Origin of the sequence: Acinetobacter sp. YH16051, assembly GCF_013417135.1 — a bacterium.
GTDB lineage: Bacteria > Pseudomonadota > Gammaproteobacteria > Pseudomonadales > Moraxellaceae > Acinetobacter > Acinetobacter towneri.
Map to the genome: position 1 here is coordinate 82,275 of NZ_VPEN01000004.1, position 19,875 is coordinate 102,149.

Annotated in this window: 17 protein-coding genes and 2 pseudogenes; 10 read left to right on the forward strand and 9 right to left on the reverse strand. The window is 36.4% G+C overall.

Features of this window, described 5'->3' with window-relative positions:
• Positions 1-15 precede the first annotated feature (15 nt).
• Positions 16-2,010, forward strand: coding sequence for a triacylglycerol lipase (locus FTV41_RS05075; protein WP_179996218.1), 1,995 nt, complete (start codon positions 16-18; stop codon positions 2,008-2,010).
• Between the two features lie 74 nt (positions 2,011-2,084).
• Here the strand turns inward: FTV41_RS05075 and FTV41_RS05080 are convergent, their stop codons facing one another.
• The 3 genes from FTV41_RS05080 to FTV41_RS05085 form a co-directional block, all read right to left on the reverse strand.
• Positions 2,085-2,891 carry a maleylacetate reductase gene (locus tag FTV41_RS05080; protein ID WP_253103578.1) on the reverse strand — a complete coding sequence of 269 codons (807 nt, stop codon included), beginning with the start codon at positions 2,889-2,891 and terminating at the stop codon, positions 2,085-2,087.
• Entirely contained in the window at positions 2,852-3,127 is a 276-nt protein-coding gene (locus tag FTV41_RS15195; RefSeq protein ID WP_253103581.1) for an iron-containing alcohol dehydrogenase, read from the reverse strand. Before FTV41_RS15195 ends, FTV41_RS05080 begins: the two co-directional genes overlap by 40 nt.
• Before the next feature lie 254 nt (positions 3,128-3,381).
• Positions 3,382-3,561, reverse strand: a complete 180-nt coding sequence (locus FTV41_RS05085; protein WP_004973110.1) for a hypothetical protein — start codon at positions 3,559-3,561, stop codon at positions 3,382-3,384.
• A gap of 242 nt (positions 3,562-3,803) precedes the next feature.
• On the opposite strand from FTV41_RS05085, the gene FTV41_RS05090 reads away from it, so the two are divergent.
• From FTV41_RS05090 to FTV41_RS05105, 4 genes and pseudogenes are all read left to right on the forward strand, one after another.
• On the forward strand, positions 3,804-4,211 hold the full coding sequence (locus tag FTV41_RS05090) for a rhodanese-like domain-containing protein (RefSeq protein ID WP_096900921.1): 408 nt from the start codon (positions 3,804-3,806) through the stop codon (positions 4,209-4,211).
• A gap of 149 nt (positions 4,212-4,360) precedes the next feature.
• Positions 4,361-4,795, forward strand: coding sequence for a DUF2946 family protein (locus FTV41_RS05095; protein ID WP_179996265.1), 435 nt, complete (start codon positions 4,361-4,363; stop codon positions 4,793-4,795).
• A 145-nt stretch (positions 4,796-4,940) separates the two neighbouring features.
• Positions 4,941-5,198 carry a DNA-binding transcriptional regulator gene (locus tag FTV41_RS05100; RefSeq protein WP_004973099.1) on the forward strand — a complete coding sequence of 86 codons (258 nt, stop codon included), beginning with the start codon at positions 4,941-4,943 and terminating at the stop codon, positions 5,196-5,198.
• A 235-nt stretch (positions 5,199-5,433) separates the two neighbouring features.
• Positions 5,434-6,692, forward strand: a pseudogene (locus FTV41_RS05105) (OmpP1/FadL family transporter).
• A 910-nt stretch (positions 6,693-7,602) separates the two neighbouring features.
• Here the strand turns inward: FTV41_RS05105 and FTV41_RS05110 are convergent.
• The 3 genes from FTV41_RS05110 to FTV41_RS05120 form a co-directional block, all read right to left on the reverse strand.
• Complete coding sequence (locus FTV41_RS05110) at positions 7,603-9,126, reverse strand: PcfJ domain-containing protein (RefSeq protein WP_179996219.1); 1,524 nt, start codon at positions 9,124-9,126, stop codon at positions 7,603-7,605.
• Between the two features lie 345 nt (positions 9,127-9,471).
• Positions 9,472-10,308: a nuclease-related domain-containing protein gene (locus FTV41_RS05115; protein WP_179996220.1), complete on the reverse strand. Its 837-nt coding sequence runs from the start codon at positions 10,306-10,308 to the stop codon at positions 9,472-9,474.
• Positions 10,309-10,310: 2 nt separating this feature from the next.
• Positions 10,311-10,661 (reverse strand): hypothetical protein, encoded by a 351-nt coding sequence (locus FTV41_RS05120; protein ID WP_216078121.1) that lies wholly within the window; start codon positions 10,659-10,661, stop codon positions 10,311-10,313.
• 214 nt (positions 10,662-10,875) lie between these two features.
• Here FTV41_RS05120 and FTV41_RS15335 point away from each other — a divergent pair, with 214 nt between their 5' ends.
• Complete coding sequence (locus FTV41_RS15335; protein ID WP_373682950.1) at positions 10,876-10,965, forward strand: hypothetical protein; 90 nt, start codon at positions 10,876-10,878, stop codon at positions 10,963-10,965.
• Between the two features lie 70 nt (positions 10,966-11,035).
• Here the strand turns inward: FTV41_RS15335 and FTV41_RS05125 are convergent, their stop codons facing one another.
• From FTV41_RS05125 to FTV41_RS05135, 3 genes are all read right to left on the reverse strand, one after another.
• Entirely contained in the window at positions 11,036-11,455 is a 420-nt protein-coding gene (locus FTV41_RS05125) for a hypothetical protein (protein ID WP_179996221.1), read from the reverse strand.
• A gap of 114 nt (positions 11,456-11,569) precedes the next feature.
• Entirely contained in the window at positions 11,570-12,232 is a 663-nt protein-coding gene (locus FTV41_RS05130) for a HEPN domain-containing protein (RefSeq protein ID WP_179996222.1), read from the reverse strand.
• Positions 12,233-12,352: 120 nt separating this feature from the next.
• The gene (locus tag FTV41_RS05135; protein WP_179996223.1) at positions 12,353-13,246 is read right to left on the reverse strand and encodes a YafY family protein; all 894 of its coding nucleotides are present in this window, start codon (positions 13,244-13,246) and stop codon (positions 12,353-12,355) included.
• 442 nt (positions 13,247-13,688) lie between these two features.
• On the opposite strand from FTV41_RS05135, the pseudogene FTV41_RS05140 reads away from it, so the two are divergent.
• The 4 genes and pseudogenes from FTV41_RS05140 to FTV41_RS05155 form a co-directional block, all read left to right on the forward strand.
• A pseudogene (locus tag FTV41_RS05140) lies at positions 13,689-13,907 on the forward strand (IS3 family transposase); the annotation flags it as partial.
• 122 nt (positions 13,908-14,029) lie between these two features.
• Positions 14,030-17,305 (forward strand): helicase-related protein, encoded by a 3,276-nt coding sequence (locus tag FTV41_RS05145; protein ID WP_179996224.1) that lies wholly within the window; start codon positions 14,030-14,032, stop codon positions 17,303-17,305.
• 2 nt (positions 17,306-17,307) lie between these two features.
• Positions 17,308-17,985 carry a DUF4391 domain-containing protein gene (locus FTV41_RS05150; protein WP_179996225.1) on the forward strand — a complete coding sequence of 226 codons (678 nt, stop codon included), beginning with the start codon at positions 17,308-17,310 and terminating at the stop codon, positions 17,983-17,985.
• Between the two features lie 16 nt (positions 17,986-18,001).
• Positions 18,002-19,867: a site-specific DNA-methyltransferase gene (locus FTV41_RS05155; RefSeq protein WP_179996226.1), complete on the forward strand. Its 1,866-nt coding sequence runs from the start codon at positions 18,002-18,004 to the stop codon at positions 19,865-19,867.
• Positions 19,868-19,875: the final 8 nt, after the last annotated feature.

A 19,875-nucleotide genomic window follows, 5' to 3' on the forward strand; every position in this document is an offset into this window, starting at 1 on the left:
TAAGCCAGACTTTCCATGAATAAAATTGTGATTGCTGCATTGCTCAGTACAACATTGCTGTCTGGTTGTCAGGTGGTCAGTGTTAAAAATCAGGCGTTAAAAGTTAGTATTGCCAATGAACGTGATAGTATTTTATCGCGCAAAAAACTGAGTGAAGCCAGTTTAAATGTCTTGTCGATGACAGGACGTGAAGCCAATATTTGTGCCGAAAAACCTGAAGAATGTGTGAGTGCACTCAAGCAAATCCCACAAATTCAGGATGAACAACTGCTCTCAACCGCCAGTGAATTATATTTAGCGAAAGCGATTGAACTGGAAAATTCATCGTCCTGTAAAATCAGTATTCTGAACAGTAAAAGATCGGAAGAACAACAAAAAATTCATCAGGCCAATTATGAACAATGTTTAGATCAGCAATTGCACATGCTCGATCAAAGTATTCGTTATAGTTACGCCTACATGTTTAAAACCAAACGTGCGCCGCAAGACCGTCTTTTTGATAACAGACAAGTCCAAATTCGGGATTTTTATAATCAGGCGATTGCCAAATTGGTCAGCAGCTATGCGCTGCGCTATAAACACGATGAATTGCAACAACAAATTCGTGTTGGCAACAGCATTTATGACATTGATTTTGATTACTACCCACAGTTGAAACAGCAGAAAATTCAGCAGTTGATGTCAACCTATAACCTGAACTTTTCGGGTTTGCGCTCGGTCACGCGCCGTGATGGTTTTGGGTCTGAATTTCTAGTGGTACTACCTGAAAATCCAAACGATGATCTGAGCAAAAGCAAATATATTATTGATCCGCTAAAATATGATTATCCTGCAGGAAAAAATCCAAATATTCACCAAGCTCGCTATTTAGCCGCGACAATCACTGCAGAACCACATAGCGCCAATTCCATTGAAGATATTTTGAATCGGCCGCATTTTAAGCTCAAGGCTTATGATCCGTATAAATATGAATCTGCCCAAATTGCACAAAAGAACTACCCGCTTGCAGCTAACTTTTCTGCACCTTATGGCTTGTGGTTAGCGCAAAATAATTTAGGTAAATCGGCTTATTTATCCTTAATTGATCGTGAAGAACGACTCAGTATGCCGCATTTGTACTTACTTGAGCCTTATAATCCGAATAAAAAAGTCATTGTACTCATTCATGGTTTGGCCAGTAGCCCCGAAGCGTGGATTCGCTTAACCAACGATATAATGGGCGATCCTGTATTGCGGGAAAACTTTCAAGTCTGGCAAGTGTTTTACTCGACCAATATGCCAATTTTAGAAAGCCGTTTCCAAATTTATGCCTTGCTTCAACAAGGCTTTAAACAGGTCAGTCCTTCTGCTGCAGCCAAAAAAGATGCTGTAGTAATTGGACACAGCATGGGTGGTATTTTGGCACGTTTGTTGGTCAGCGATACTGATTTAACTCAACCTGCCATGCAAATGCTTAAAAACCGACGTCTGGAACGCTTTAAATCTGATCCTTTGTTGCAAGCACGTTTGCGCCTTAAACCCATCACCAATTTTAACCGTGCAATATTCTTGGCTGCACCGCATAAAGGTACAGAGTTTGCAGACCGCTGGTTCACCCTTGCAGCACGTAAAGTCATTCGCTTACCGACTGCATTTTTAAGCGCGTTTGCGGATACCTTGCAGCAACATGAAGTCGATTTAAAAAATCTAACCAAAGAAATTGGGCATGGCGTCATTCAAAATGGACCGAGTGATTTAAGTAAAAATTCCAAATTTACGGAATTAACTGAAGATATTTTGCCTGTCAAAGGATTTAAATATCACAGTATTATTGGCAATAATACCGACAGCACTGAGCATCTGTTAATGAATGACGATGTGGTGCATTACAACAGTGCCCACTTAGATGGCGCTGTTTCAGAAAAAATTATTAAAGGCGGACATTCCATTCAGGAAACGCCAGAAGCTGTATTGGAACTGCGACGTATTCTTAGATTACATTTGCAAGATTTAGGCTTGTATAAACCGTAATCCGTCACGGCAAATAAAAAACCGAAGTCTAAGTGGCTTCGGTTTTTTATCTATCATGCTATTTTTTAGCAGCATTATAGCGGTGCTTGTCCCCAATAGGCTTTGGTCAATAAAGCCTCTAATTCGGCATAGTCATATTCACGTGGATTATAATATGGACTATCACAGATAATACGTGCCACTTGGGCAGGTGCTGTTTCGGGTAATCCTAAATCTTTAAGTGCCATTGGAATATTCAATTTTTGGTTAAGCTGATAAATCGCCAAGCCTAACTGTTCCCGATCTGACACATTTAAAGCCGCTGCCAGTTGATTCATTGCAGCAATATCTGCATGTCGGTTGTAATGCACTGAATACGCCAACACAATGGCGTGGGTTTGCGCATGTGGTAACTGATAGCGTCCGCCCAAGCTATGGCAAATTTTATGATGAATTGCCATACCCACCGAACCCAAACACACACCTGCCAACCATGCGCCATATAAAGCATGTTCACGTGCCTGCATATTATGAGGCGCTTGCACAATTTCAGGTAAAGCCTGTGCCAGTTGAGTAATCGCCTCTAGCGCCATTAAACTTACAATGGGATTTTTATCCTGTGCATATAATGCCGCAACTGCATGTGCCATCGCATTCATACCCGAACATACCGAAATTTCAGTGGGTAAGTTGAGTGTCAATTCAGGATCATAAATCACTACTTTAGGCAAAACTTGAGCTGCTTTGCCTGTGGTTTTCAGCTGGTTTTCGGTGATGCCATACACCGCAGTCATTTCACTACCTGCATAAGTGGTCGGAATTGCAATAATCGGTAAATGGGTTTCTAAAGCAATTGCTTTGGCTAAACCAATCGCAGAGCACCGCCGAGTGCCAAACAGCAATCGACCTTTAAACGCTGCACATCTTGAATGGCTTGATCGGCAACTTCTTTTGGCACATGCATCACCGCATGAGGATAGACCGCTACAGCCATGTCTTGGATTAGTGCCAATAAACGCTCGCCTGCGGCTTTTTGCCCTGCAGTGGCAATAGTTAAAATACGCCTATAGGTATAAGATCGTAAAATCTCTTGAATTTTTTGCAGATGACCTACGCCAAAATGAACATTGATTGGCAATACCTGATAATGGAATGCTTACATGTTATTAAACTTAAATATTGTCTTTAGATTTTAATAGCATTTAACTATGACTAGGCTGCTGAACAGCCCAATTCTGCAACGCTGCTTTGCAAATATTCAAATAAAACTCAAAACCAACTGTTTTGCTGTAAACACAAAAACCCATGATCGCATGGGCTTTTGGATCATTAAAATTAAATGCGATGAATCATCTATCAATTTTAATGTAAAGAAAACTTATACTTTTGTGCTTAGTCTATTTCTTTTAGGCACACTGCAGACAAAATTGGAATACCAAAACATGGAAGCAACAATAAAATCCAGTATTCCACGACGGTAGCTTCACCACTGATCATATTGATGAATAATCCACCAATGATTAATACCGCTGCAATTAAACCCAGAAAAATTCCAAAAAATCTTGCAGGCATTTGACGTCCCCTGAACAATCGAACAAAAGTGTTAGATCTAGTATATACCTTATAGTTGAATAAGATATGACTTTTTGATCAATTGATGACTTAAATTTTATTAGGATTTAAACACCTGATTTAAAATGTTTTTATAGAAAATCACAACGATATTCGATCAGACACATTTCCTAACAATAATAAAATCTTATTAAATATATAATATTATATTATATAAACTCAAAATAAATGAGTGTGGATGAATGAAAACACCAGATCAACTAATCACTGAAGCCAAAAGTGAAATTACAGAAATTAGCGTGCAAGAATTGCATGAAAAATATTTGCAACATCCCGATATTATTTTGATTGATGTACGAGAACCTGAAGAACATCAGGCTTGTGCAATAGACCGTGCAGTGAATTTTCCACGCGGCATGTTAGAAATGAAAATTGCACAACACCCTGTAGTAAACCACTATTGCGATGTTGAACGTGCTCTTACCAATCTGGCTGAACGAGATATTTACTTACTTTGTGGTACTGGTGCGCGTTCTGCACTTGCCACTCAAGCCTTACAAAGAATGGGTTTCGAGAAAGTCTATTCAATGCAAGGTGGTATGCAAGCTTGGCTGGAAGCAGGTTTTCCGACAGTTTCTTTTACAAGATGATACTAGGGTCTGTTGAATGCTTAAATAACGCTCAATATTAAGGTTAAATATTAATTAAAACTTCGTGTAATACTTCAATATTTATCATTGGCATTTTTGTTATAGTATTACATGAATAAATTGAATAAAAGATTGATACAGTGTTTATGATGTTGGGCAGATTGCTAGGATTATTTGCAATCTTGTTACAAGTCGCTGTGTTCCTACAGCCTTTATTGCCAGAGAAACAACATTTTTCCTCTGTCTGTGAAACTATTGCCCAAGCATTATTTTTAGAACGCACCGCACCCCATTCTTCGTATTCATCTACACACCATGAAACTGCGACTCATGTTGCATTGGAACTTGAAAGTTCACACGAACATGCATCACCTGAAGATGCGGCGCATACAGATCATGAATGTGAATACTGTCTAGTTTATAGTTTTGCACTACCATTATTTGAAAACAAACTCAGACCAATTTTAGTCCGAACGCAAATTCGGATTTTGTCTTTTAAAACATCGTTTACACCAACACTATTTCAAACTGAGCCGCTTTTTATTCTACCACAAGGTCGTGCTCCGCCTCGTTTTGACTCTTGAATTTTCTTATCATTTCTTACAGTGTTGCCATCTTTGCTTCACTCTAAAGTGTAAATTTTGCAGTATCAAATTTATGCAGCTGTAGGACAATACTTATTTTAATAACTCATTGACTTGTTTATTCGACCCTAAGGAGGAGATAACTATGCATCTGCTTCAACACAGTCATAATCATGTGAATCATACTGTAGAGCAAACGGCTTGTTTGGATTTAGCACAACAGATCATTAAAGTTCGGCAAAAAATGAATATTTCACAAACTGAACTTGCGGCAAAATTGTGTATCTCTGCCCGAACTTTAGAAAGTTGGGAACGTGGTGTCCGTCAACCGTCGAGTTCTGCTCAAGCATTGATTCGATTATTTATTAAATCGCCACAATTTGTGTTAGAAAACTTGGCATAAAGCACTTTATAATTATGAATTAAAGCAATGTAAATCAATAAAGAAGCTCCCAAGGGAGCTTCTTTGGTCAAAAGAGTTGAAGCATCATTTTGATATACATATAGAATGAATACCCTTGCTGTTTCATAGCTCTATATTCAAAAATAGAATAAAGATATGAATTTATATTCAAATACAAGAATACAACTTTTCAATATACTGACGCATATATTGTTTTTACTCGATCTATATTCTCATGAAATATCTATCTTCTTTTATCTCAATTGCTGTTATCGCACCTTTGTTTTCAACATCTGCTTTTGCAACAACAGGATATTTCATGCATGCATATAGTGTAAAATCTCAAGGAAATGCAGGCACAGCCATTGCTAATTTTCAGGACAGTTTGACTATTGCAAGCAACCCGCGGGTTTGAGCTGGTTAGGTAAGCGTGTTGATGCTGGTTTAACTATTTTCTCTCCAGATCGTGAGTCTGAAATTACAGGAAATGGTTATGGAGCAAATGGTCAGTATGATGGCAATAGCCGTAAATACTTTGTAATTCCAGATGTAGGTTATGTTCACCCAGTGAATGAACAAGTCACTGCGGGTATTGCGGTTTATGGCAATGGTGGCATGAATACCAATTATAAAAATAATCCTTATGCAGTTTATGATAATACAGGAAGCGCAGGTATTTCATTAACCCAAGCCTTTATTTCACCTGCTTTATCTTGGAAATATGCAGAAAATCAATCTATAGCCTTGGCTGCAAATATTTTATATCAACGTTTTAGTGCACAAGGTTTTGCTGGTGATGTCTTTGGTGGTGCTTCGTCAAACGGTGCGGCAATTAGCGATCGTGGCAATGACGATTCATACGGCGTAGGTGCACGTATTGGCTGGTCGGCAAAACCAAATGATAAACTGACCCTTGGTGCAAGCTATTCATCTAAAATTAATGCCAGCCGCTTTAAGAAATATGAAGGTTTATTTGCCAAACAAGGTGATTTTGACGTACCTGAAAGCTATGGTGTAGGTTTAAATTATCAACTTACCCCTGCTTTATCAGTCGCGACAGATTACTTACGCATTAATTATTCAGATGTAGATTCTGTTGGCAATAAACTGGATCAATTATTCGCAAACAATAAATTTGGCACAACACAAGGTCCTGGTTTTGGATGGGATGACATCAATGTCTATAAAATTTCAGCGACTTATCAAGCCTCAGAAAAACTGACTTTACGTGCGGGTTATAGCTATAACGATCAGCCTGTTAAAAATGATCAAACCTTCCTAAATATTTTGGCACCAGGTGTGGTACAAGAGCATTTAAGTGTTGGTGCAACTTGGCGACTCGATGATCAACAAAATGTAAGTGTGGCTTATACACACGCACTCAAAGAAACAGTGCAAGGTAACAACTCTATCCCCGCTGATTTTGGTGGTGGCGAAGCCAATTTAAGCATGAGCCAAAATATTTTGGGCGTGTCATATAGTTTGAATTTTTAAATTCTACATAGCTTGAGTTTGAATAATAGCTTGCCATGATCTGAAAAGATGATGGCTTTTTTTACTTTGATTGTGATGAAGTTTTTCCAAAGTACGGCTTTAGCTAGAAATAAGACCATGCAAAGCATAATGTTACAACATGCACTACTTTCTAAATGAATCCATAGAAAACAATCAAATTTCGATGCTTTTTATAACGATGAATTACACGAAAAACTCAGTAAAATTCAGCCAAATGACACAATAATTTTCACTTTTAACTTCGCAAATCATACATTTTCAACAGCTAAGCTCTTTGAGCTATGCGATATCATTTTTGAAACTGTCGGTTTAGATTTTATGGGCGATATTTTTTATGGCTGTGTGCTCACTAACACACCAGATCAATTGAATATTATCCATTTAAAAGCTTAAACCGCTCGATGTTCGACTCGTTAGAGAGCGAGCAACAATGACATGCAGGTTCACTAATTTGACTAAGATGGCGTAAAATAAGCTAGTCACATACTTACACTTAAATTACGCTTCAAATTAAAGGACTTCAACTGCATGAACATGACAGAAATCATGGCTGATCTATCTTCACACACTCCAATGATGCAGAAATACCTTAACATTGATTTATAATGTTTTTTTAATAAGTTTTATTAAAACCTACACAACAACCTACACTTTATCTCGATCATTCAAATACAGTACTACATCGTTTTTTATGGCCCTAGTTGGGTAAAGTTTGATTTATTAAAAACAGGAAATGGGAAATTTCTGAAGAGCGCATGAAAAATTGCTTATCTCACTGTGTAGAATTAACTGACATGATTATTGAAGAAATACATACTTTGCGTTTAACCCATAATTAGAACTTACTCTTTCCACATCGGCTAAATAACAACAAAACCATACTGCCAGACTACTCAAAAATAGTTTTCGTAATTGTTAAATACTGCGCAAGTGCTTGTGCACTATAAAGATAACGATCTGGTGCACTAGCATTTTTGAAGGTTGTTAATTGGTTAAATTCATAGCTGTTTGTTTGATCATCATAAGTTAAACCCAGAGTACCTCTAAAATTCTCTGACCATACTCGAAAACAAAAATATTGTCTTTTTTTGATTTTTTCATGATACGTTAAAATACAGTGTTGCATTTCGTTTGCCTCATTCCTTAGCTTTTCGGGATTGCAAATCAATTCAAAATGCACGTCATTGAATTCAATTTGCTTCGGCTCATAGCTAAAATAGTCATCCTTCATTTCTATCCATAAGCTTTGGCTATGCCAATCTTGGCTTTTTCTTAATGCGCTTTTTAAAGTTATATTTGGATGAAATTCTTCTAAATTAAGCGCAGTCGTATATTGGCAATTTTCAATTTTATGACCAAATATAAAATCAGTCAGTTCAATATAAGTATTCCAATCTGCATTCATCTTCTGCTGAAATTCCAGCAGAAGCTTTAAAGACTTAATATATTGATTGATGAATGCAATATTAAAATTATAATACTCTAGATCAGGAATGTTTAAGATAGCTGAATAAATATCATCAAAATAAAATTCATCAACATCCAAAGCCAAGTTTAGTGCGAGAACACTACAAAATGTGTTTGGGTAATCTTGAATAAAAATTAGATCCAATATCTTCCTAAATTTACACGATGGAAGACTAAATAGTTTTTTTATTAAAGCATTTTTAGGAAATAGTAGAGTCCCATTAAGCTCTATTTTTTTCAATTTTTCATAACTAAAGTAATCAGACTGATCGATACCTGTTAAATCCTGCCAATATAAAAACCACAGTAAACGATTCTTGTTCTCCAACTCCCAACGAAGTAAATCCTGAATAAAAGGCGAAAAATTTTCATAAAATGTAAAATATTGCGTTGGACTAAATTTTTCATATCTTAAAAAATACCAACGGAGTAAATCCTTTTGCACAGCAGATTGATGTAATCTCGTCTTAATGAATCTTATATTTTCTTGAATGTAAGTTAAGCACTCATGCTTTTTGTTTTCTTCGACTTGAATAATGATTTCATGCTCACGTAAAGGGATACGTGATTCTACAAACAAAAACTTATACGATAATTCACTCAGTTTCTTTGTATAAATTTCATTCATTAAGGGATAATTGCACACCACAGATTGCACAATAAAATTAAAGAATATTTTTTCTAATTGGCTAATATGTGTTTTTTCTTCTAAAAGTTCACATAAAAAATTCTCAATTTCCCCTGCTCGTTGTTTTGAATGCTCTCCACTCAAATGCAGTTCCCATAGCGAGCTCTCTTGAGCATTCTTAACAACCAAATCAAAGATCGGAGGCACTGAAATGACACATGAATCACTATCAACCTGCATCAAAATTTGCATATTTTTCAAAGTATCCGAGATCTCATTAAAAAATTTAACCCAATGATTCTCCAATATTTTATACATGCAAAAATCTCAATGATTCTATATTGTTAATAGACCTTGCGAAAGTATCGTTTTACCTAATTTTTGAATTGGCTAAAACCTTATAAAATGTAGCTTTGGGCTGTTTAAATTTTGACTAACGCAAGAAGTCTAATTATTCATACATGCATATTCTTATATAAATCTACCACTCATTCTCATTCCCCAAATACCACTTATTCCTGTTCCTAGTAGACCACTAGGAGAAGCCTGTAGACACATCGCCAAAATCTATACAAGCAGTAAAGACTTTCCTTTTCAGCTAGTCGAAAATTAATCCAAAAAAAGCCCACACAATCGAGGGCTTTTTTACATCAGATGATATTTTTAGCGACCAAAGATCAAACTAAATAAGTACCCAACCCCTTCACCTTTCATACCATTAGCAATATGAAAAGCAATAGCTAAACAGATGATGACCGTTCCATAGAAAAACAGGTACGGTGCTAAAACACCTTTGAAATTCTTTTCCATTTGATCATGTAATGTGTATTTGATCGGAGCGGAACTTTGATCACGACTATTATCACTTGGAGTATCACGATCATCTGACTGAATAAGATTGCGCTCTCTAGGAGCAACACCCTGATCCCAAGAATATTCTTTAAGTTTTAACTTGTTTACTAGGTATAAAATATCATCACTAGCAAGACTAATCCCCTTGGTATGGAGTCTAGACAAAGTATCCACTGAATTGGCAATATCGGTAACATAAAACCACTTTCTTACCGAATGAGACAAATCCATTTGCGTACTAGATAACTCATTCAGGATGATGCAACCACTAATAAAACCTAAGTTTTGGTCGGTAAACAATTCAGCACTTTTGAACCACTCTAAAACAGCAAATCTGTTCTTCCGAATCTGAACAAATGGATTAATCTGAGAGCCACCCTGAACCTCAAGCTCACCATTAATCTGCCATTCCCCATTTTCCGACCCAACCAGATTGCCGGAATAGTTTTTTAGGTCAATAACAATGATTGCTTCCTTGGTGAAAGCAATAACATCAATTTCCTGACCTGACCACATTGTGTTATAGAACAAATAAATCCAATCTTCACTATTACCCCAATGAAGCTTCAATTGGGTTAATAAGTCTTCAAACATTTTTTGTTCATTTTTCAGGTGGCTAACATCACCATAATACGCATGAATAGTCATTATTAATCCTCATCCGTATAAAACAAAACTTCACCGCATTTAGCACAAGAGTTGCGAATTTTGTAAGTATTGTTTTTTAAGGCATATCTGCGAATTGATGTACTTTCACAAAAACAGCATTTCACGATATTTGTAGTCACAACACATTGAGGGTATTCAGTCTTATACCATTCAAGTGTTTGGGTGTTACGAACAAAGCGCTGTCTCTGCCACCCAATTTGCCCAATTGTTCCGTGGTAATGGAAATACAATCCTGCTAGAGAGAAACCACCACCCCAAACCAAAAAGAACAAACCAGAATTGCCACCCATCAACACGTAGTTATAAATTAACGCCGTGAAACCCACCGTCATAAAAAGACCAGTGAATATACTTGAAAAAATCACCTTCTCATTCCACCTAAAGTTTAAAAAATACTGCTTTCAATTAATTTCTAATAACAAATCCAAAATAATCACATCAACCCAATGCTGCTAATTTTCGAGCAATACATTGGTTGATTACAAGTCAAGTTCCGAAAAATTATGGTTTGAGCAATTTCATGATCCAACTATTGCTGATGCTGTAATGGATCGAATTTTACATAGGTCCTACGAATTAGAGATTAAAGGAAAATCATACAGAGAAAAAATTTACGCTGACAAAGGCAATAACTAGATTTTTTTATTAAAGTGGCCTACTAGGAATAAGAATGACTGGTAGGCCGTATATAGGAATGAGTGGCTGATTAATCCAGTAATTTGCATTCATACATATCCGAATAATAGTTTGGATCATCATGGTGTGAGTTTTTTAGAGCCATTTCTAATGGTAAATACATAAACTTCACATTAGCATTTTTCATACTTCCATCTTGGTTTTCTAAATGATTAACTAGCTTTTTGTAAACAGGATCATTTTCATCAAAAACTACATCCAGATATAAATGTCCTACATACGGTTGTATTAATAAACCATCGACTGCAACACCAAAGCAAGGTTGAAATTCAATATTATTTTCAGTTAACCAATGGATCAACTCGTTACGTTCAGGGAGGTTCTGATATTTTTCACTAAAATCAAATACATCATCTATAAAAACAACAAATAATACGTCTCGATTTTTTTCTCTAGCAATGGCATCTATATGGTTTAGAATCCTTGGCATTATTTTTTCCTTTTTTGTATAGTTAATAATTCATTTAATTATACAGAAAATTTAGAATAAGAATTAAACCCATAAGCTATAAAAATTCATGTGCTTATGGGTAAACCTAGATACTTAATCAAGGTTAACTACTGGATAAAAAGGCTTACCCCATGTTTTATCATCGTGGTTATTCAACATCACCAATAGCATTTCTGGAATAAGTGTAGATAAAATATTACATGCATCCTTTAATTGGCTTCGGTTAACAGTACTATTAAAAGTTGCACCGCCATGAATAATTTGATTACGCAAGGTATAAAGATGATTAAAAGTTGCTGCTAATATTTCTGTCGTATCCTTTTGGCTTAAAGCCTGTAATGCTTTTTTCTTGTTACGTTCAAAACCTTCCTTCCACTCTGCTTCACTAATCAAATCGTTGTGATAGTCCCAAAAAGGCTGAAAAGTAAATTGATTATTAAGCAATACTCGAATACTGCCAGAAAATGTATCCCATACAGCACTATAAATTTTTTGTTCTTTGTCTAAGTAGCAAATACGATATATAAACTGTACAAATAATCCTTTATCCACACTTCGTATTCCAGCACCTAAGTCTTTAGCATAGGCCGCGTTAAAACTAATCCATAAAAAGATGAATTGGGAATCTATATCCTCATCCTGTTTTGCTTGTTCAGCACGCTGCAACCAACTTAATGAGCGATGTATTCTTAAACGAAAATCCTCATTAAATTGTTCACGGTTTTGTTTAAATAATTGTTGTAAATTTAAAGTCATACTACATCTCAAAAAAATTATACTTTGTTTGATTAACTCAAATCGCTATATTTATGAAGCAAACTGTAAAACTGTACTAGCTCCATCTGATCGAATCTTGTACCCAAACCCTTTTTTATCTCAAAGCTCTAAATACTCTTTTAAGCCTTTTTCTACCTCGTCTTGCAAGCCTTCAGGATTTACAATTTTGAGATGAGGAATCCAATACCGAACCAAAGGTAAAATTTGAGTAATATGTGTAATTCGACTTGAAAGCAATAAACTCCCATCGTCCAATTCTTTAACAATTTGTTGTTCTGGTAAAAGTTGTCTTTGTTTGAAGTGTAACGCCACATCTGCATGAACAGTTAAAATCACTTCACTTTTTTCTTGACCAAACCAAATGCTCTCTTCATCTTCTAGTTGAGCTAAAATTACAGGATCTGGTTTATAAGTTGATAATTCATGTGCATGAGCAGACATCTCTATTCGACTTAATCTGTAAGCTCTTAATTCACCCTTTCTTACCGCTGCCAAATACCAACTGCCATGATGGTGCAACAACTTGTATGGTTCAACAACACGCGACTCTCCTTTATAAAGAAAAGCTGTCTGCTGCTGCTTTAAAATTGCACTGCTAAAAATACGAAATAGCTCTTTAAATTGCGAGGCATCTTCAACAGAATAACCCTTACCACCATATACGCGGCTATCCAATAACTCACGTACAAATGAAACATCGAGCTTTGGATATAAATGACGTATGCCTGAAATCTGTGAAAATGTTTGAATATCTTTAAAAGTTAGCTGCCCCAAATATTTAGGGTCTAAAAAGTAATATTTCCCTTCTTTTTGCAATGGAATATTGCAAGATTCAAAGCGGATAAAATCACGTCGAATAGTACGTGGATGTGTATCAAATTCTTTAGCAAGCTCTGCTGCTTCCAATCTATAACCTGAGTTCAAACGGGTCAGGATATCAACTAAACGGTTTGCTAATGTTTCATGTTTACTTGTTCGCGTAATATCCTGCATCTTAAAACCCACACACCCTCTTATCTTCTTAATTATGTTAACCAGCAGGACAGGTTATGTCTCTTTTACTGGAATAGTACATTTTCATTTAACAATAAATATAGTACCTAATGTTACAATTTACCACATGATTTTTTTTAATTTTTTCTAAAAGCTTTACGCTTTTTTTACAAAAATGTCATGACTCATTCACATCTCGATGGGAGGAGTCTGGAAGCGATTGAAGCAACTTCAAGATGAGGCTGTCTCATGTCTAGGATACTGGGAGCAGTCCACACATTACTTAAAGCTAGTTAACCCTGCACAATCTTATTGTAGAGAGCTAATTAACTTAATGTCAGGCTTATAGAGTTTAATTACGATCAAGAACGACAAATAATGTCGCACAATCATTATTGATTTACTACAGAATACTTATAATTCCCTTCAAAATAAGTACAGGATGCTTTTGGCTGAAACAGTGAATGGCTTATACAAAACAGAGGTGATTGAGTATTTAAAAGCAGATTGGAAAGGTTTAGCAGATGTACAACTTGCGGCACTAAACTGGGTAAATTGGTTCAATAAAAAGCGTGTACACAGTGCACTGGGTTATGTATCGCCTTTTGAGTTTGAAGCAATGTACTATGATAAGATTAACCCATTAGGTCAGGTGGCCTAACTTAAATAAAAAAGTCTCCGACAAACCCGGTACGGTTCAGTGATTACAACCTCATGAATTTTCACATATAAAATCTAAGGTTGCTATAATTCAGTATCTATTATATTTTCTGCTTCACCCTTATGAAACTCATTGATAACATTAATAATATATTAGGCTCAGATATTGGAGAAAATCTCAGTAGTAAGTCTAGATTAAAAATTGCTGCTTCCTATTTCTCAATCTATGCTTATGCTGCTTTAAAAAAAGAACTAGAAAAAATCGAAGAGCTACAATTTGTCTTTACGTCACCTACTTTTGTTGCTGATAACGTCACAGATAAACTAAAAAAAGAAAAACGTGAGTTCATCATTCCTAAGCAAGATCGTGAAAGCAGCCTGTATGGGACTGAATTTGAGATTCACTTAAAAAATCAGTTGTCACAAAAGGCAATTGCGAAAGAATGTGCAGACTGGATTAGACGCAAAGCTATATTTAAGTCAAATAACAGTAATGCACCGATGCAGGAATTCATCAGTATTCAAAAACCTGAGCATTCGCTCACTTATATGCCCATTCAAGGATTTACGCCTATGGGACTTGGCTTTGAAAAAGGAAATGCTATTTCCAATATGGTGAACTGCTTTGATGAGCAACCAATGGTGCAAACCTATATTCAGCTCTTCAATCAAATATGGAATGACCCTTCAAAAGTTGAAGATGTCACCAGCGAAATCATCCGACATATTGAGTCTGTATATCAGGAAAATCCTCCTGAGCGTATTTATTTCTTGATGCTTTATAATATCTTCAAAGATTTCTTAGAAGATATTAATGCCGATGTCATGCCGAATGATTTAACAGGTTATCAAGACACTTTAGTTTGGAATAAACTGTTTAATTTCCAAAAAGATGCAGCCGTTGGCATTATTAATAAACTAGAGACCTATAATGGCTGTATCTTGGCTGATAGTGTGGGTTTGGGTAAAACCTTTACTGCACTGGCAGTGATCAAATATTACGAGTTACGAAACAAAAGTGTTCTTGTTTTATGCCCTAAAAAACTAGGTGCAAACTGGACGAACTACAACGCTAATTTAGTCACGAATATCTTTGCCAAAGACCGTTTTAGCTATGACGTACTTTATCACACAGACCTTTCGCGCAAAGGTGGTGAAACTCTAGGGATAGATTTAGCCAAAATCAATTGGGGCAACTACGATTTGGTGGTGATTGATGAATCACACAACTTCCGTAACCGTGGTGCATTTAAAGATCGTGAAACACGTTATGACCGCTTAATGAATCAAGTGATTCGTAAAGGGGTAAAAACCAAAGTGCTGATGTTGTCGGCAACACCAGTCAATAACCACTTTACCGACCTCAAGAACCAATTGGCACTCGCTTACGAAGGCAATGCAGCCTTATTAGAAAATAAGCTTGATACAGAGCGTGATTTAGAAACCATCTTCCGTAGAGCGCAAGCCAGTTTTAATGCGTGGGCAAAACTCGAACCACATCAAAGAACAACACAAGCAATTCTGAATCTTTTAGATTTTGACTTCTTTAAGCTTCTAGATAGCGTGACGATTGCCCGTTCAAGAAAGCATATTCAAACTTTCTACGACACCAAAGATATTGGACAGTTCCCTCAACGCCTCAAACCGATTTCATTCCGTTGCGCTTTATCTACGGATCAGAATAGTGTGTCTCTGAACCAGATTTATGCGGATCTGTCCTTAATCAAGATGTCTGTCTATGCACCAGTGAGTTATATCTTTCCAAGTGCTTTAAGAAAGTATGAAGAGATTTTTGATACGCGGGTAGAAGGCAAAGGTAAATTACGACAGGTAGATCGTGAAAAAAGTTTACAGGCTTTGATGACGGTCAATTTGTTGAAACGCTTAGAAAGCTCTGTTCATGCTTTCAGATTGACCTTGAATGTCTTAAAGCAAAACATTGAGAATGTGTTATCTAAAATTGCTGATTTTGAAGCTCGACAAGCTGATGATGAAGTGAGTATTTCACCAGACATTGGCTACGATGAAGACGAGAATGGTGAGTTACTGAATACCGAAGATCTTATTGGTAATAAGCTGAAAATTCATTTAGGTGATATGGATCTATTGACGTGGAAAGTAGATCTAGAGGGTGACTATCACATTATTCTTGATTTACTGCGCTCGATTCAGCCGATTAACGCGGACAAGGATGCCAAATTACAGCATCTTAAAGCACACGTAATTGAGAAGATTCAAAGTCCAATTAACGCCAATAACCGTAAAGTCATCATATTTACTGCCTTTGCGGATACAGCGAATTATATCTATGAGCATCTTGCTCCAATCTTGCTAGAAACTTATGGTTTGCACAGTGCCAAAGTGATTGGCAGTGACAATACCTCAACGATCAAGACCCGTGTAGGCAGTCGTCAAGGTTATGACATGCAAGGTCTGTTGACCCTCTTCTCGCCACAATCCAAGCAAAAAGCAGACATCTTCCCTGAAGAACAGAGAGAGATTGATGTACTGATTGCAACAGACTGTATTTCAGAAGGTCAAAACTTACAGGATTGTGATTATTTGATTAACTTCGATATTCACTGGAACCCTGTACGCATTATTCAGCGATTTGGTCGTGTGGATCGTATTGGTTCATCCAACAATGTAATTCAGCTTGTGAATTACTGGCCTGATATTAGTCTTGATGAATATATTAACTTGCGTGAACGAGTTGAAAATCGCATGGTGATTGTCGATATGACCAGTACAGGCGATGACAACGTTCTCAGCGCGCAAGCGAATGACATTGCCTATCGTCGTGAACAATTACAGAAATTACAAACTGAAGTCCTAGATTTGGAAGATGCCAATACAGGTGTCTCTATTACTGACTTGGGTTTGAATGACTTCCGTATGGATTTGCTTGGTTATATGGAAGAACATCCTGAATTAGAGCGATTACCAAACGGATTGCATACGGTCGTTCCTGCACAGCCAGAAATGGGCTTGAATGCAGGGGTCATTTTCACACTAAGAGCACGATATCCTGAGTTGCCGAACAGCCAAAGCAATCGCTTATACCCATATTACTTGGTTTATATTAACCAAGATGGTGAGGTTGTTTACGACTATACACAAGCCAAATATTTACTTGATGTGGCTCGTAAAGCATGTCGAGGAAAGGATCAGCCTATTCCTGAAGCATTTGAAAAATTTAATCAGAAAACCAATGATGGACGGGATATGAGTCAATATTCAGAGCTATTGGATATAGTGATTCATACCATTCAGGATGTGAAGGCTGAAAAGGATATTGATAGCCTGTTCTCTGGTTTAGCCACTTCTGCGTTAGTCGATGTCGTTTCAGGGTTGAATGACTTTGAGTTGATTAGTTTTATTGTGATTGAAGAACCTTGATCATGAAGTTATATAAATTTCCACCACAGGCAAAAGTGGATCGGTTAATTCCAAAAAATAAGTTTTATGAGCAAGGCAAAGCCAATAGCAAGATCGAACAGCTATTTGTTGATCAAGTAGAAAATATACGGTGGGCTTACAAGTTGGCTTCATCTACAATTCACCTCCAAGATCAGGAAGATTTGAAGGAAATTCAAATCTTTCGAGTGAAAAGTCGTGTCGAAGATTTGGATGTATCGATTCTCTCTTTCATTGATAAGCTGATCCTCACTCCTATTATTTTTGAAGTGATTTATCAAGACAAAGTGAAAGTGATTGCCACTTATAAACGTTTAAACCAAGCCGATAAAACCAAGGCTGTAATTGGTCAGTATTATGCTTCTGATTGGTTAGATGGGGATAATCGTACTGAGTTACCGATTTACTTAAAACTGGCTGACCTGTATGAACACTTTATCTCACAGTTACTGCCAATTAGCTCGAATGAAGATCAAGAAAATGATGGTGAATCACTTTCGATTGAAGATAAGTTGCTGAGAGCTCAACAACTTGAAGGGTTGCAAAAGCAGCTTGCTAAGCTGAGATCCAAGCTAAAAAGTGAAAAACAGTTCAATCGTAAGGTTGAATTGAATAAGCAGATTCAGGCAATTGAATCTGATCTCAATAAATTAATGAATTAAATCTAAGGGTATATTGATGGACAAGTTAAAAATGCATTCCCCAAACCTAGTGGAGAGCAACATAGAAAAGATTGCTGCCTTATTTCCCAATTGTGTCACAGAAGCACAAGGGGAAAATGGTGAGCTGAAAAAAGCCATTGATTTTGATTTGCTCAAACAAGAGCTTTCTCAAGTTTTAGTTGAGGGTGAACAAGAGCGTTATCGTTTGGATTGGGTGGGGAAAAAACAATCTATTCTTACTGCTAATGCTCCGATTGCTAAAACTTTGCGTCCATGCCGTGAAGAAAGTGTAAATTTTGACACCACAGAAAACCTTTTTATTGAAGGCGATAATCTTGAAGCATTAAAACTCCTGCAAGAGAATTACTTAGGCAAGGTCAAAATGATTTATATTGACCCGCCATACAACACAGGCAACGACTTTATTTATGACGATGACTTTGCTGAAAGTACAGACGCTTTTTTTGAAAAATCACACCAAATAGATGAAGATGGTAATCGTTTAATTGCAAACACTGAAAGTAACGGTCGCTTTCATTCTGATTGGCTAAGTATGGTATATAGTCGATTAAAGTTAGCTAGAAACTTACTTTCTGATGATGGCTCAATTTTGATTAGTATTGATGATAATGAGCAAGAAAATTTAAAAAAAATTTGTGATGAAGTTTTTGGCTCAAAGAATTTTATTAATCAATTTGTTTGGAAGAAAAACAGTAGTGGAAAAACCGTAAGTAAGCAATTTCCTACTAATATTGAATATGTATTAATGTATTCAAAAAATTTTTTAGCACACAAATTTAATGTTGTTTATAAACCATTATCTGAAGCAACCTTAAAAATGTATAACAAAGATGATAATGATGGGAGAGGAAAGTATCGTTTATATCCTCTACAGAAAACAGGAGGAGCTGGCCCAGAAACAACTTATGATTATGTGGATAATAATGGAAAAGTTTGGCCTTGTCCTGCAAAAGGTTGGAGGATGAATAAAGAAAAATTGAAAAAATTAGAAAATGATGGACGTTTAGAGTTTGGAAATTCCACTTTATCAGAAAAGGCTTATTGGAATGAGCGAGATAGTGAGGGGAAAGTAGCAGATACTTTGTGGGATGATATTGATGAAGGAAATGTAGGAACGGCAGAAGTTTCTAAATTATTTGGCTTTGTGGCCTTTAATCATCCTAAACCAACAGGCTTATTGAAAAGAATTATAGAACTTGGAACAGATCAAGATTCAATTATTTTAGATTTTTATAGTGGTTCCTCCACTACCGCAGATGCCGTTTTTCAAATTAACATGAAAGACCAAGGACAAAGAAAAATTTTACTTGTTCAGATCCCTGAAGATATTGATGTACATTCAGAAATGTACAAAAATGGCTATAAAACGATTGCTGAAATCTCTAAAGAACGTATCCGTCGTGCTGGTAAAAAAATCCTAACAGATAATGCAGGTAAAGAAGGTATTGAAAATTTAGATATTGGCTTCCGTGTTTTAAAAATTGACTCAACCAATATGAAGGAGGTGTATTACACACCAGATGCTTTTAAACAAGCTGATATGTTGGATTTAGCTGACCACATTAAATCAGACCGTACATCTGAAGACCTCCTATTCCAAGTGATGTTAGATTGGGGGCTTGAACTTTCTTTGCCGATTGAACGTAAAACTATTGCAGGAAAAGAAGTCTTTTACGTTGCAGGCAATAGCCTTATAGCTTGTTTTGATGAATTAACATTTGATGTGGTTGATGAAGTTACTAAAGATCATCCTTTACGCTTTGTATCGGCAGAAAAAGCCATCCATCTGGATCATGATAAAACCAATATCAAAGAACGCTTTAAACAGCTCTCTCCTGATACCGAAGTCAAGTTTCTTTAAGGGGTAAA